The 14,146-nt window shown below is 40.0% G+C and carries 8 protein-coding genes and 1 pseudogene; 2 read left to right on the top strand and 7 right to left on the bottom strand.

Going from position 1 to position 14,146, the window contains the following annotated elements:
- Window positions 1-116: 116 nt before the first annotated feature.
- The 3 genes from H4W00_RS09200 to H4W00_RS09210 all read right to left on the bottom strand — a co-directional run bounded on the left by H4W00_RS09200 (window position 117) and on the right by H4W00_RS09210 (window position 4,482).
- Window positions 117-728: a hypothetical protein gene (locus tag H4W00_RS09200; RefSeq protein ID WP_209957491.1), complete on the bottom strand. Its 612-nt coding sequence runs from the start codon at window positions 726-728 to the stop codon at window positions 117-119.
- A gap of 74 nt (window positions 729-802) precedes the next feature.
- Window positions 803-2,095 carry a restriction endonuclease subunit S gene (locus H4W00_RS09205; protein WP_209957494.1) on the bottom strand — a complete coding sequence of 431 codons (1,293 nt, stop codon included), beginning with the start codon at window positions 2,093-2,095 and terminating at the stop codon, window positions 803-805.
- Window positions 2,095-4,482 (bottom strand): type I restriction-modification system subunit M, encoded by a 2,388-nt coding sequence (locus tag H4W00_RS09210; RefSeq protein ID WP_209957496.1) that lies wholly within the window; start codon window positions 4,480-4,482, stop codon window positions 2,095-2,097. The genes H4W00_RS09205 and H4W00_RS09210 overlap by 1 nt, the downstream gene beginning before the upstream one ends.
- Window positions 4,483-4,847: 365 nt before the next feature.
- Here H4W00_RS09210 and H4W00_RS09215 point away from each other — a divergent pair, with 365 nt between their 5' ends.
- Window positions 4,848-5,228 (top strand): hypothetical protein, encoded by a 381-nt coding sequence (locus tag H4W00_RS09215; protein WP_209957498.1) that lies wholly within the window; start codon window positions 4,848-4,850, stop codon window positions 5,226-5,228.
- A 1,277-nt stretch (window positions 5,229-6,505) separates the two neighbouring features.
- On the opposite strand, the gene H4W00_RS09220 is transcribed toward H4W00_RS09215, so the two are convergent.
- Window positions 6,506-7,645, bottom strand: a complete 1,140-nt coding sequence (locus tag H4W00_RS09220) for a M14 family metallopeptidase (protein WP_209957500.1) — start codon at window positions 7,643-7,645, stop codon at window positions 6,506-6,508.
- Between the two features lie 295 nt (window positions 7,646-7,940).
- Window positions 7,941-8,081: pseudogene (locus tag H4W00_RS09225) on the bottom strand (integrase core domain-containing protein); the annotation flags it as partial.
- Window positions 8,082-8,435: 354 nt separating this feature from the next.
- On the opposite strand from H4W00_RS09225, the gene H4W00_RS09230 reads away from it, so the two are divergent.
- Complete coding sequence (locus H4W00_RS09230) at window positions 8,436-10,250, top strand: NAD(P)/FAD-dependent oxidoreductase (RefSeq protein ID WP_209957503.1); 1,815 nt, start codon at window positions 8,436-8,438, stop codon at window positions 10,248-10,250.
- Window positions 10,251-10,661: 411 nt separating this feature from the next.
- On the opposite strand, the gene H4W00_RS09235 is transcribed toward H4W00_RS09230, so the two are convergent.
- Together H4W00_RS09235 and H4W00_RS09240 are read right to left on the bottom strand one after the other, a co-directional pair.
- A complete protein-coding gene (locus tag H4W00_RS09235) occupies window positions 10,662-11,831 on the bottom strand; it encodes an HlyD family efflux transporter periplasmic adaptor subunit (RefSeq protein WP_209957505.1) in 1,170 nt (389 codons plus the stop codon).
- The gene (locus H4W00_RS09240) at window positions 11,824-14,121 is read right to left on the bottom strand and encodes a type I secretion system permease/ATPase (protein ID WP_209957508.1); all 2,298 of its coding nucleotides are present in this window, start codon (window positions 14,119-14,121) and stop codon (window positions 11,824-11,826) included. The genes H4W00_RS09235 and H4W00_RS09240 overlap by 8 nt, the downstream gene beginning before the upstream one ends.
- Window positions 14,122-14,146: the final 25 nt, after the last annotated feature.

Raw genomic sequence — 14,146 nt, forward strand, 5'->3', positions numbered from 1 at the left:
TTATTTGAGAATTCTTATGAAGGATTAGCATAGGTAAAGAAAGTTATAAGCCAACAGAAAGTTTAGCAAAACTATAATATAAATAGATTTTACTCCAACTACTCTTTCTGATATTTTTATTTTTCAAGAAAATCCGAAATAATAGTATAGTTAATACCTTTACGTTCAAACTCTGACTGCATCCAACCAAGTAATTTAAGAACTAGCACAATAAAAACTATAATTATCTTTTTATTTAAATCAGCATCTTCATATTTATAACTTCTTTCTATGTCTTTACCAGTTGTTGTGTCAGTTCCTCCAATGTGAATAGAGAACTCTTTACAAGGCAACAGATTCTCAGATAAAGGCAATTCATCTACGAATAAAATCAATGCATCTAGGCGGCTTTGTTCTAAAGTATATTTCCTATTATGCGAATAACTATTTCTAATCTTATTAAACCTATCCAATACTTCGAAAATCTTACTATCTAATCCTAGGTTTTGAGCTATAGACAACTTAGATCTAAAACCAATAAAAGGACCTTTAAATAAATCCTCACTTCCTGATGTTTTAGAGCACCAAATATTAAGAAAATCTTCTAAAATTAAATGTACTCTTAAAACGACTCCTGCTGTGTCTGTTGAATTAATCAAAGCTAAATAGTCGTTATGATCTAATACATTAGCAAAATCACCACCGACGCCCACATAGCTTGAGCCATTATCATCTTCAAAACTAGTCATTTGAACAACCTGTAATTTAATAAGGATATCTTAATAGAAGTATATCTTAAACTTTGCTTTGCTTTAAATTGGTATTAGATATTGTCAGGCGCTTCCCAGCTACGAACATCAATCTTGCCAGTGACAGCGGAAGATATTAAAGCAGTGCGGCGTTCTTGCATGAGTTGAACGGCTGACTGCGCATTAGTAACTAGCTTATCAAACTTTAAAATCTCTCGATCTATATACTCGACTATTAGCTTCTGCTCTTTATCTTTAGGCAAAATAATAAAACTATCTCCTAGCTCTTCAGCATTAAGATGAGGCTGTGCTGCACGTGTCTTTTCAAGGTCAAACTGACTATTCCTCACATAGTTGCTTAACAAAACATACCCTAAAAATTCAGGTAGACAGCCTGTAGCCCTAACAACCATATCAAAGCCTGCGATACTACCTTTGTACTTGCTTGGAATAATTGATGAATCTCCAGTACCTGCACCACTTCTAACAACAATGATGTCGCCTTTATCCAACCAAACGATTCTATTTTCAGGAATATCGTCTGAGTTAACAAAAACTAAACCAGCTTCCGAAATCTTGCCTGAACGAATATTTGTAGCTCGTATCAACGGAATTCCTTCTTCTTGATATTTAGGGGGTTCACCTATTCCATATCGTATTTTTGATATGTGTTTTACTGGTACAATTTGCCAATGCTCCGGCACATCCCCCAACCACTCCACCCCAGAATCTTTCATCGGTACATCAGGGTTTAAGCCTTTAGTCACCGCATGACTGATAACCGCTTGGCGCTTCTCTTTTAACAGTTGGATAAGGGTTTGCTGTTTTTCGATTAGCGTATCGATTTGGATAGTTTCATGGTCGAGAAAATCAACGATTTTCTTTTGTTCTTTCATTGAAGGGACAGCAAACTGCATTGATTTCCAAGTTTCAAAGTTAAAACTCTCTATAGAAACACCGTAACCTTTAAGACTCAATGCTGAGTTTCCTAAGCAATAGGATAAATAGTTCCTGTCAAAATCAGAGCTCAAAGTTATACGTTGAACAACATTAGAATATATCGAATTTTCAACAGGTTTGTGAACGTACGGAGTTCCATTTCTAGTTAAAAGCAAATCATTTTTTGTTGTACGTTTTTCTTCAGGGAATCCAATATAATCTGATAATAACGGTGTTTTATTGCAAGTGTATAAAGTCTCTTTACCGTTTCCCCAATAAGTTTTATCAATAACTTCACCTGCATTAGCTTTTAAAAAAGTATAGGCAAGTTTACTAGTTATCCATTGATTAGGTATGAAACCTAAGACCAAAACCCCAGAATCTTTATATTCTGCGTACTGCCGATACTTCGTCACCAATTCAGCCATTACGAATGCACCTCACCCAATAACTGCATAATCTCTGAGCTAACCTTATCCAAATCTGTATCGATGTCCGCCAGCGCGCGCGGTGGCTCATAGACATAGAAGTGACGGTTAAACGGTATCTCAAAGCCAACGATGCCGATCTCTTCATCAATGGCATCTATTTTATCGCTATTTATCCACGCATCAGGCACATGCGGCTGTACCTCACGGGCGAAGTAAGCTTCAATTAACTCAGTGGTCGTTACATCAGGATTGAGCGGTACGTTTTCATAATCGCGTAGATCACTGTCTGTTTGGAACTCTACAATTTTAGTCTTGCTCGCAGGGTCAGTGTAGCTAAACGCACCATAGAGCGGATTGGCAGCTTTCACTGATTTTTTAATCACTGGCTCAGCATTGGGGTTTTTCCAAGTGATAGCATCTAGCAGCTGCTTTTTCTCTTTCGTATCAAGATTGACATCAGCGTCTTTTAACGCTTGTTTAAACACTTTTTCAAACTCATTGAAATCATCGAATTGGCGCGCGCCTATAGCCGCTTGCAAAGACTTGGCTTTGTTCAGTATCTCAAGCTGATCCTGCCATAGCTTGGCATCGAGTACGTCTTTGACTTGGCGTTCTTTAAGCTCGCTAAAGTCTGCCTTGATCATTGCGCGTGCATCTACCGTGACCGCTGATAAGTCGCCGTAATTGCTAGTATTAGCATCGGTATTATCGTCAGTCGTCCAATCACTACCAAACGCTTCATACAACGCTGGCATGACGATATCAAATGGCTTAGCTGCATAACGTAGGCTATCGATAGCACTATCAGATAGCTGAGCAGATAAACGTAACGGACGCTCAATCGTTAGACGGCGATAGCCAAACTCATGGGTGGCAAATATCTTACTGGCAAAAGTCTTAGCAGGTTCCGCTTTAGGGTTTGCCGATTGACGACCACGGTTAGATTTAACCTCTTCTGGCTTATCAAGTACCCGTGCATCAACCACTTCAAAGTCACCAAAGCTGCGGGTAATGGTCTTGATATCGTCTTCGCTCATCTCATTACGCTTAGAGCCCAGCGACTTACGCATCTTGCTGTATAGATTACTACCGTCAATCAGCTGTACCTTGCCGCGACGTTCAAGCGTTTTCTTATTACTTAATATCCAGACATAGGTAGCAATACCCGTGTTATAGAACATATCGTTCGGTAAGGCGATGATTGCTTCAAGCAAGTCTGCCTCAAGGATATAACGGCGAATCTCACTTTCGCCACTACCTGCGCCGCCTGTGAATAGCGGTGAGCCGTTTAAGATAATACCGATACGGCTGCCGTTGTTTTGGTCTTTAGCATTACTGTCTTGATTGTCATCTTGGCTGCTACCAGTGATAGAACGCATCTTACTGAGCAAGTGCATGAGGAATAATAGCGAGCCATCTGATACGCGCGGCAAGCCAGCACCAAAGCGGCCATCAAAGCCTTTTTGCTGGTGTTCATCATTAATCTCACCTGATATCTTTTTCCAATCTACCCCAAACGGTGGATTAGACAGCATGTAGTTAAACTTCTCAGCGACCAGCTGATCACTAGACAAGGTGTTACCCAGCTTAATGTTATCCACCTCTTGCCCTTTGATCAGCATATCGGCTTTACAGATGGCGTAAGACTCAGGGTTTAGCTCTTGACCATAGGTACGCATCACAGCGTCAGGGTTTAGCTCAAGCACATACTCCATACCAGAAGATAAGAAGCCGCCCGTCCCTGCTGTGGGGTCATATATGGTGCGAATAATGCCGTCTTTGGTCAGTGCATCATCATCTTCCATAAATACTAAGGAAGTGGTCAGGCGCACGATATCACGTGGGGTAAAGTGCTCTCCTGCGGTTTCGTTAGAACTCTCCGCAAATCGGCGGATCAGCTCTTCGAACACAAAGCCCATTTCATGATTAGAAATATTTTCAGGGCTAAGATCAGTATTGGCGAATTTTTGTACCACTTTATAAAGTAAATTGGCGTCTGCTAGCTGACCGACAAACTCTTCAAACTTAAAATGCTCGAATATTTCACGTGCGTCTTTAGAGAAGGATTGAATATAAGTGTTCAAGTTGTCTTTAATATCGCTTTGACCCATCTTACTCAGGTCCATAGGCGAGATATTATAGAACGCATGCTTGCTGGCACGAATAATGAACTGCTCTTGCGCCTCCTCAGGCAAATCCATGCCAGCGATACGCTGACTCTCAGCGACCACATCTGCCTTAGTATTTTCTAACACGCACTCTAAACGGCGCAATAGCGTAAATGGCAGTATCACTCGCCCATATTGTGATTGTTTAAAATCACCACGTAATAGGTCAGCAACTGACCAGATAAAAGCAGCTGTTTGAGAAAAGTTTTTGGTCATTAGTTCATCTTATTGTTTGTTGAGCAAAGGTAAATACTTGGTATTACGGTATAAGTTTGGATTTTTGATAATACACACAGTAATGTAGGGTATCGACTGGTGACGGTCACTGTATGATAGTAAGGGCTAGCGAGGTTAAGATGCAAACTTAATTGCTCGTTATATTAGAAGTAAGGTGTTTTATTAACTATTATTTGATGTAGAAGCAATAATTGACTTCGTGAGTTGCGGGCTTTGTCATATAGCGATAAAGTTAAAAAGACTAATAATAATGTGCTATCAGGGAATGTTAGAATTGTAAAACCCATTAATAACACCCTCATACTAAGTTTCTTCGCGTTACTTAAGATATTAAAAGGCAAAGAATGAATAAGCCCGTTTACTTAATACTGATATTACTAACAGCTTGCCAGCCTGTGCAAAATATTGATGACGACTTTGTACAAATAAGGGAGTCACAATGGACAGCAGTGGACAACATCAAACCTTATCCATTCACAGTTGAATATGGGGAAATTGCCTGTAGTATGAGTGAGGTTTACTTTTTCCCTAACGATACCGCTAATGATGAGTCGCAAATAGGCTGGCCACTCAACCGTCTGGCTGAAATTGGTTTGAAGAAAAACAATCTAAAGACAACTATAATCAATCCTGTTATACCTAACGCTGATTTATCAGAAGCTATTAAGATTGGTTTAGATCATTGTGAGAAGGTCAAATCACAGGGAGCTGGCTTTAACTCTTAGGTAGTTATCGTAGTTATCGTAGTTATCGTAGTTATCGTAGCAGGACGCGCTTTGGCAAATTAACCCCATACGAGAACAGTACAAGAGCTTTCAGGCTTAATGTTTGACGGTGATATATGGAATCAAAATAGGTAGAATCCAGAAAAGCAGGAATCAAAACACCCTTTATTGGATTGTGATTCCAATGCTAAAAACCACCGCTACGTCAATGGGTATAATGACTGTAACGGGAATCAAAAATAATCACAGGAATCAAAAACGATGGAATTCGTTAATTCTAACCAGCAGTTATTTTAAGTGTAAAATAGGACACGCAAAAATTTTATAGATACGTTTCGGAAAATTAATCACATGACAGGATCGGGGGAAAGCTTCATTAGAGTCAGTGTTTGACACTAATATATGGAAACAGAATAGATGGAAACAAAAGGATCAGGAAACAAAAAACCCTTTATTAGATTTTGTTTCCAAAGTCAAAAACTACTTCTAGGTCAATAAATTAGAGAGCTGGCGTTGGAAGCAAGAATATTGTTAGGAAACAAGAATGACGTAATTCCCTGATTTTACCTAGCAACTATTTTTAGCTCAAATAAGACACGAAAGAATGTGCGTTGATCGCGCGCGCATGGTCATTCGCAGAACAACTCTATGTAAGAAATGTATAAGTAGTAGATGGTGTTGAGTAAGTAGCTGGTACGTTTACCCCAATAGTGAAATCTTGTCTCTACTTATGAGATGTTTCCAAACTTTCTTGTAAATATCTTTTCATTCCTTTTTATAATCACAAAACGTGACTAGCGATAGCTAAATGTTGTACATATTGTTGTGCATATAATAATAATAAAACCTGTAACCCTTACCAATAAAGGCCTATAGATTAATGATTGAAGCGTGGTGGGCGCACCAATAAACATTATAACAAGTAAACATATAACCCCGTAGCCCTTATGCTACCGGGTTTTTTTATTATCTAGTAAGACGTAAATCACCGATATATACTCAATAAATACGCTTACACACGGGGTTTTTACGGTATTCTTTACGGTATTGAGCACATCACCCAACTCGGATACCTTCAAATCATTAGCACCAGATCTTTACTCGTTACCTACTAGCACCACTACAATATTGTTAAAGGACTGCTGAGTTGTTGTTAACTACTACTCATACCGATAGATATTATCATTATCTATAAATTTGATATCGTAGAAATAAGTAGAAGTAGTATGAATAGCAAATTAAAATATGTTTTTCATATTTAATTTAGCGAATATTAGTTAACGTAAGGTGTCAACGACCGCCAACATGGCAATTAACGATGCTTCCCCTAATTTAGCAGAACGCTCTGGTGACCAACCCATAGCTGAGTCGGGTACATTATCGTTATCTTTAAAGGGCATCTCTAAAGTATTTGCAAGGCAATCAAAACGTTCAGCCACCCAGTGAGTTGCGAGAGTCATATTCGCTTCACCCGGCGCACCAATGCCATAACCAATTTCAGACTGAAAGTCGGCACTGGCTAATTTCAACACTTCTGAAAATCTATTGCGGAGACCCGCGAGGCGGTCGTTATAGCTGGGCGCACCTTCAGAGCCGGCAAGGAACACAAAAGGTAATGCTTCATCGCCGTGCACATCATAAAATAGATCCACACCGGTCTCTTCCATTTTATTGATCACATGAAATACTTCAGGGCTTTTTTCTAAACTTGGGTTTAACCATTCACGGTTTAAGTTAATACCTAATGCATTAGTACGTAAATGTCCACGCACACTACCGTCGGGGTTCATATTAGGCACAATATAGAAGTTAGCTTTTTCTAATAACAACTTGCTAGTGGCATTATCACTGTCTAACAAGCTGTCCATTAAACCTTCGACCAACCATTCAGCCATCGTTTCACCTGGATGCTGACGCGCAGTAATCCAAATGTTGCGTTTATTCGCATTACTATTGCTATCACTATCACCAATTTTGACTACCGTTAAGTCGCGCTTATCAAAGGTTTCACCTAAATGCTCTAAAGTCACTAACGGGTGCATTTGTACGGCTGCTAATAAATCTTGATGACGCTCGTAACTGTAAGGAGCAAAATAAGCAATTTGAATGCTGTCACACTCCATATCTGCCACTATGGTTAACTTTCCGTCTTTATAAGAAGTTGGCAGACGAAACCAATGCTGACGATCGTACGAAGCAACCGCTTGGTAATCTTCCCACCCTGCAGGAAATGACGCTTCGCCTGCATTAAGAATATTAAGAATATACTGCTCTCCAACCTGACCTGCTAAACGAAAGTTAAACCACTGGAAAAACTCTCCCCCAAAGTCCAGACGAATAGCCAATTGGATATCTTTTTTATCCTCTAAATTAATAACCTCAATATTACCCGCATCAAAATTAGCAGTGATATGCATAGCCTTTCCTTAATTAGTTTCTATGAAGTAACCTGGGTGTAAACAGATTAGAGACGCTATTAAATTATCTTAAAAAGCGATTGTAAAACAGCCAAACCTTTTTAACTGATTAACGCTCTAAAAAGTTGTACATCCATTTATCCTAATAAATTATTTTTTAATATTGTTAGATCAATATTATCATAATACATCGATTCAAACTCAAAAGGCGACACATAACCAACCGCACTGTGCAGACTGTAGTCAATCCGACATATGGTAGTCATCCCAACTATAAGACACCTAATAAATAGAATTAAGCTGCACGGTTTAGTTTCTGTATAGGCGTAAAGCCGCCATTGCCCATATTAAGGCGCTCATTATTATAGTGATATAACCAAGCTTCAGCTTGCTGACGGACTTGATTTAAATCAGTGAACAACTCTTGCTTTAACCATTATAAAAATCTGGTTATTGCGAGATATCATGGCTATCTCATAATTAAAGGATAAAAAAAGACCCTTTAGGCTATGGGGTATATGGATTAAAAAACCTTTTTCTAAAATAAATTTTATCTAGGTGAGAGACTCAAAATCAGAGTTTGACAATATCTCTTTAGAAGAGCTATAGTCTGGAAAGACTGTCATTTTTTTTCATATATTTACTGATTTTCTTTTTTTAAAAAATTATTAGAATCAACAGGTTTTGCTTTTTATTCACTTCGAAAAGCATCTTGTTTAGTACATTTTTTACTGCTGTACAGGAAGTTCGGCAATAGCGTCAAATAAAAACAACCAAGGAGAGGGATTTCATGACTTATCAAAAAGTAGATAATGAGCTGTCCGCAAGCCAAGAAGTAACCAACTGGCTGCAGGATTTTGATCAATCATTGCGTACAAAAAATATAGACAAGGTAGTTGAATATTTCGAAACCGAAGGATACTGGCGTGATTTAGTTTCCTTTACCTGGAATATAAAAACGCTAGAGGGGCAAGATGAAATTAAAAAAATGCTTTCGCATACCTTAGAGACTACTGAACCGTATGACTGGCAGCTTGATGAACAAGCGGTAGAAAATGATGGGGTCATAGAAGCTTGGATAACTTTTAACACCAAGGTGGCGAAAGGCTACGGTCACTTACGTCTGCGTAATGGCAAAGCTTGGACATTATTAACCACCATGGTTGAGCTCAAAGATTTTCCTGAAAAGCGTAAAAAATTACGCCCAAAAGGTGCTGAACATGGTGTTAACCCTAATCGTTTAACCTGGTTGGAAGAACGTGAATTTGAGGAAAAAAATCTGGGTTATAGCGATCAGCCTTATTGCTTAGTTATTGGTGGTGGCCAAGGTGGTATAGGTCTAGGCGCTCGTTTACGACAACTTGAAGTTCCGACGATTATCATTGATAAGCAACCAAAGCCAGGTGACACTTGGCGTAACCGTTATAAGTCATTATGTTTGCATGATCCTGTGTGGTACGACCATATGCCGTATCTTCCTTTTCCTGAAAACTGGCCAGTATTTACCCCAAAAGATAAGGTTGCTGATTGGTTAGAGATGTACACTAAGCTTATGGAGTTAAACTATTGGGGATCAACTGAATGCATCAGCGCGGCTTTTGATGAAGAGTTACAGCAATGGAATGTCGAGGTTGATAGAGCAGGTGAACGTTTAACAATGCATCCTAAACAGTTGGTGATAGCTACAGGTATGTCCGGATTACCAAACACTCCTGAAATTCCTGGTAGGGAAGATTTTGCCGGAGAGCAGCATCACTCAAGCCAACACCCAGGTGGTGAGGCTTATCAAGGGAAAAAATGTGTGGTACTGGGTGCTAATAACTCAGCACATGATATCTGTGCTGCCCTTTGGGAAAATGGCGCAGACGTCACTATGATACAACGCTCATCAACGCATATTATTAAGTCAGATACCTTGATGGATGAGGTACTAGGTGGTTTGTATTCAGAAGAAGCGGTTGAAAAAGGAATTACCACCTATAAGGCGGATCTGACTTTCGGGTCTATTCCTTTTAAAGTTATGCCGCAGTTTCATGAGCCTGTTTACCGTAAAGTGGCGGAGTTAGATGCTGATTTCTATCAGAAACTAACCGATGCAGGCTTTATGCTCGACTTTGGTGAAGATCATACCGGTCTCTTTATGAAATATTTACGTCGAGGTTCTGGTTATTATATCGATGTCGGTGCTTCTGAACTGGTAGCAGAAGGGAAAATAAAGCTTAAACCCCAAGTAGGTATTGATCATATTAAATCTCATTCAGTGGTGCTAACTGATGGCACAGAACTAGAAGCTGATCTAATTGTGTATGCCACTGGATATGGCTCCATGAATGGTTGGGCTGCAAAAATAATTTCACAAGAAGTAGCCGATAAAGTCGGTAAATGTTGGGGTATGGGTTCAGATACAGCCAAAGACCCAGGCCCTTGGGAAGGTGAGTTAAGAAATATGTGGAAACCAACCCAGCAACAGGCATTATGGTTTCATGGCGGCAACTTGCATCAGTCGCGACATTATTCACAATACTTGTCACTGCAGCTTAAAGCCAGAATGGAGGGTATAGAGACCCCTATTTACGGTTTGCAAGAAGTTCATCACTTAGAATAAGTTTAATATTACTGTGAGTAACTTATAAAAAACCATAAGTTTGATGGCCGCACTGATTTGGTTCAGTACGGCCATTTTTGTATTAGGTCAGCTATTTTTGACAGGTTGCTTTGATAGGTTTATAAAATTTTGGCGTGTTGAACATTCACAAATAAGCACTTCTGATAGCTACTAATTTATCAGAGCTGTATTCCAGACAAGAAGCAACTCGACGATAATACAGATACCTTAGCTAGAGTTGCTACAGTTGTGACCATTAGGATTCAAGCTGCGTTACCATTCATACTAAATTCAACATGACGATGTGAAGTAGATCTTTAAGTAAGCAACTTGGTTAGGATACATATATTGTTAGGATTTTCTCTCCAACTGTGTCTACCTCGCTGACATAAAGGCTTGTACCCAAAAGCTCTAACGTTCACCTAAGCCTTCAGAGAATGTTTTAGTAAGTGGCTTGGTCAAATACGATAATACTGAACGTTGCTGCGCTTTGATATCGACTGAGGCAGTCATTCCAGGCTTGATGACAATCTCATCACGGCGTCTAGAAAATTCAGCGCCAATTATTTTTATCTGTACCCGATAATAAGGCTCTTCGCCTTTAGGAGTCTGCTCCATTAGTGTGTCTGGACTTATATATATTACCGTACCATTCATTGCTCCAAAAATAGAATAATCATAAGCATCAAGCTTGACGGTAGCATCCTGCTGCTCTTTGACATAAGCGATATCTACGGGGCTTATCTTAGCCTCAACGATAAGGTCACTGCTGGTTGGTAATATCTGCATGATGATCTCACCAGGCTTAACTACTCCGCCGATAGTCGTCACTAGGATGTTGTTTACCTTACCATCTGTCGGTGCAAACAATTTTTTCTCTTCTAGCACTTGTGAGTGATCGCGCAATTGCTCAAGTTCAGTATCTAAATCCTCTTGCGCCTTGGTCATCTCTGATTGTGCCTCTTCAAAATACTTATTACGCTTGTTAGTAATTTGGGCTTGGATCTCCGCCACTTGCCGACGCAATTTAATCACGTCAGCCTGACTCACATCACCATATGATAGTAATGGTTCATTCATGCTCAACTCTTGCTGTGCCAACACCTTCATATTTTGTAGTGAACTGACATCTTGATCAATCGCTTGCCGGCGACGGTTATAGAGCTGGGTTTGGTTTTCTATATATTCGCTATAGTTTTTGATATCCTCTGGAAACATCAATGGCCGCTCAAATATCTCGGCCTCTAGGCGCGCAAGCTTGGCTTTAAGCGCTGCTATCTTCGAGCCTGCATTAGCTACTGCCGCTTGCGCACGCTCTTCTTCTAAGGCAACTATCAGCTGTCCTTTAGTGACATCCTCACCTTCTTTGACTAATATTTCCGTCAGTACACCCCCTTCTACAGCTTGGATATCTTGTGTACGGGCGCTGGCAATAATAGTTCCTGTCGCTCGCGTGACTTGGTCAATTTGGGCAAAATAAGCCCAAACAATTAGTGTGATTATCCCGACCAGTGCACCCCAAATTATAATGCGCGTACGCCCAATTTTAGGATCATGAGACTTGTGCCTGTAGTTATCCATTATCTTGCCCTACATTATCGCCTTCACCATCACTTTTCAGTGCAATATTAGACGTCTTATTACTAATAACTTTCACTGTCGGTGTACTCACTTTAACTGATGTTTTATTAGTGTGTTTCTGACCCTCGTTACCTTTTAATTGTTCTAAAACTTGGGCTTTAGGACCATCCATTACAATTTTTTGATTGTCCATAATAATGATGCGATCAACCAGCTGCAGCAGTGGCATCTTATGAGTGGAAACTATCAAGGTATGCCCTTGCCCAAACTCCTTGTTGAGCACATCAATACATTGCAACTCTTGACGATTATCCATAGAAGCAGTCGGCTCATCCATCAGTAGTACAGAAGGTTTGGTCAGTAACAAACGGGTAAAAGCCACCAGTTGTTTTTGACCTCCTGACAACCCTTTACCACCTTCACTAATGGGTAGGTCTAAACCACTAGAATGACTGGCAACTAACTTAATCAGACCAGTCTTCACAAGAGCCTCGCGCATCACATCATCACTGGGAGCTGGTAAACCAATCAGTAGGTTTTCTCGTAGTGTGCCTTCGAACAGACGATGGTCTTGTTGTAGATAGCCAACTTGCTCACTCAAAGACTCACGGCTAATCTGTTGAATGTCTAATCCATCTAGTAATATCCGACCTTGAGTAGCCGCATACAGACCTGACATGACTTTTAGTAACGTTGACTTACCTGAGCCAATAGGACCCAGTACTGCAATACGCTCACCAGCTGTTATATTCAAACTATTGATTGCTAATGCCGGCTGGTCATTATTTTGATAATTAAAAGTAACTTTATCTAAATTAAAATTACCAGCGATTTTGCTAGGAGATAAGGGATGACTGACACCATGATTGTCTTGTTTCAATGAAAATAACTGTTCAATATTAAGCTTGGCGGCTTTGGCATGTGAATGCTGTATTAATAAACTAGGAATACTCATCACCGGCGCTAAAATACGACCACCTAGAATCGAACACGCAATTAAGCCGCCCATCGTCATATCACCTGACATCACTACAAATGAACCAACAATCACAATGCCCACATAACTGGTCTGTTGAATCATTTGTGACAGATAGCTCAAATTGTCATTAGCATGCTTCATATCCAAATCATTCTTGGTAGTGATATTCATCACATCAAGCCAGCGTGATAAGAACTTCCAGTTACCTGATCCTGCCTTAATGGTTTCAACGCCTTCTACAGTCTCCACAAGTATACCTGTTTTACGATAAGACGCTGCTGCCCCAACTGCAGCGATACTATCGATTTTTCTTCGCGCACTGAACCCTAATATAATGGCTATAACCGCTGCAACTATCGGTACTAAAGCCACTAAGGGATTACCAATAACAATAATCAATGATACAAAAATGATAGCCATTGGAATATCAACTAAACCGAACAGTGTACTGGCCGTGTAAAAACTACGTACTTGCTCATAACCACGTAGCTGCGCTGCCATCGAACCAACCGATCCTGGCATTTGATCAATGCGCACACTTAGCAAACGCTGGAATACTTCACGAGATAAATATTGATCAAGATTAACGACTACTTTATCCATAATCTTTGAGCGGGCAAATTTCATAAAAGTTTCAAATAAAATGACTAGCCCTACACCGCTTGCCAAAATAATTAAGGTGTACTCGCTACGAGTAGGTATCACCCGATCATAGACCTGCATCGAAAACAACGACACTGCTAGTGCTAACATGTTAATCAAGAATGACGCCACTACCGCCTCAACAACGATACCGCGATAGTTTTTTAAATCCTTTTTAAGTAATTGATCAAAGGAGAACTGCCTACGCTTACTTGGTTCATTCCCTAAGCGAATACGTAACAACTGTAAAAATGCATCACTGGGATAAGCACTAGTCTTCTTAAGCTGACTAAATTGCCATAGTCCTTGGGGGGTTTGTTGATTAATGACACCCCAACCCTGTGTGTGATGCAAAGCCAATAGTGGTAAAAATGCAGCATCAGGTGTCGGTAACGCTTCGGGTAATTGATCAATACCCAACTGACTAAGCACATTAATGATACCTGCCAGCGTCCGTAAATCTTGCTGCTGATGAATCACGCCATGCAAGCGCGTATTATCAACAGGATATCCTTGCTCAGTCAGTAAGGTACGTAGCGCTGCAGCCAGCTGAACCGCTGGCTCATCTATCTGCTCATTTTCTGCAGACAATAATAGTTGCGAAGTAGGGTTTGCTATCAGCTCACTGTCAGATGTCTGGTCATTCGAAGCGTTAACAGGTGTACTCATGATAAATGTATCCGACTGATTATGA

Origin of the sequence: Psychrobacter sp. PL19 (assembly GCF_017875835.1) — a bacterium.
Classification (GTDB): Bacteria; Pseudomonadota; Gammaproteobacteria; order Pseudomonadales; family Moraxellaceae; genus Psychrobacter.